The sequence below is a fragment of the Clostridium sp. AF37-5 genome (assembly GCF_003477605.1).
GTDB lineage: Bacteria > Bacillota > Clostridia > Lachnospirales > Lachnospiraceae > Eubacterium_F.
Genome location: NZ_QUDR01000053.1, coordinates 1 through 1,583 on the forward strand (window position 1 = coordinate 1; position 1,583 = coordinate 1,583).

Annotated in this window: 1 protein-coding gene; it reads left to right on the forward strand. The window is 37.9% G+C overall.

Translation table 11 applies throughout. The features are described 5' to 3' along the window. Positions 1-280 precede the first annotated feature (280 nt). Entirely contained in the window at positions 281-1,456 is a 1,176-nt protein-coding gene (locus DW019_RS14745; RefSeq protein ID WP_118444043.1) for an IS110 family transposase, read from the forward strand. Positions 1,457-1,583 lie beyond the last annotated feature (127 nt).

The window sequence follows — 1,583 nt, forward strand, 5'->3', positions numbered from 1 at the left end:
ACGTATAATCCAATTATCCTCTTTTGAGGGTAATGGATTATTCTCCTTTCTCCCAATCTCTTGGGTTTTATTGAATACTCCATTATAATACTTAAAGCACTGTGGATCTGTATCTATTCTATTACAGCTTTGACTGTTCGGAGGTGACTCAGACCGCAGCTTTTCGTCTATTACTGGTAATTAGTTTGTTAACGCTTGACGTTTCTATTTACGTGATTACACAGCCGAATTCTCTGTGGAAGACAGCAGTGCTAAATATTATTTCAGGAGGTATATTTCTATGTCCATGTACTTTGTTGGAATTGACATTTCCAAGTACAAACATGATTGCTGCATCATTTCTGCAGCCGACCAGCAGATTGTTTCCAAATTTACTGTCAAAAACGATAAAGATGGGTTTGAACATCTGCTTACTACTCTCAACTCTCTCTCCAATCCTGAGGATATAAAAATAGGGTTTGAATCAACTGCTCATTATGCCCTCAATCTTGAACTTTTCCTTGAAAACGCTCACCACAGCTTCATGGAAGTTAATCCAGTTCTTATCAAGGAATATAAAAAGTCTACAACTTTAAGGCGAACCAAAACCGATTCTGTTGACTGCGAATCAATAGCTCGGTGGTTAATGACGGTTGAATACAAACCCCATTCAAAAGGATTTTACCACTCTTATTCCTTAAAGTCACTAACTCGTTTACGAGACAGGCTGATTCGTCAGCGTTCTTTTTATCTTGTAAAAATTACAAATGTTTTAGACCATACCTTTCCGGAATTCAAACCTTTTTTCAATGAGCGGCTTTCAAAAACTGCCATCTATCTCCTTGAAAACTATGGTTCAGCCGAAAAAATGGCTCATATGAATTCAGCTTCTTACGACAAACTCCGTTGTGCTTCAAGAGGTAAGTTTTCTATACAACAGTTCCTTCGTTTGAAAGAACTGGCTGCCAATACAGTCGGTGTCAATAATTCTATTTTCGACATCGAATTAAACAGTTTACTTACCTTGTACAACTCTCTCTGCAAGGAAATCAAAACCCTTGAAGCCGAGATTACCAAACTTATTGAAGAAGTACATCCACACTATATGTCCATTCCCGGTATCGGTCCCATTTCAGCAGCTGTTATTTATGCTGAATATGGTGATATATCAAACTTTTCAAATCCCGGACAGATGCTTGCATTTGCAGGAATCGAACCCGGTATTAACGATTCTGGAACAGAATCCCATGGTGGCAGAATGGTAAAACATGGTTCTTCACAACTTCGTTACGTTCTTCTTAACGCCTGCCTTCCTTTAATCCGTTTTGACATAACCTTTGCAACTTACTATGCAAAGAAACGTGCAGAAGGCAAAAAACACAGGGTAGCTATTACTCATGTAGCAAAGAAACTGATCAGAGTCATCTATGCATTGGAGAGGCAGGATGTAGACTTTAACGTTCAGAAGCTTCGCTAATATCTGCTCTACATACATTTATCTGTCCCATCTGAAATACGATGTATTCAAATGGTCTGTTAAAGTTACCCTTTTTACAAGTATAATTTTTTTCAAAAACCTCTTGACTATTTATAGTTTGTCACCT

Bases quoted from the DNA above. Each gene is read 5' to 3' on its own strand.
- DW019_RS14745 (WP_118444043.1), top strand. From the start codon at position 281: ATGTCCATGTACTTTGTTGGAATTGACATTTCCAAGTACAAACATGAT.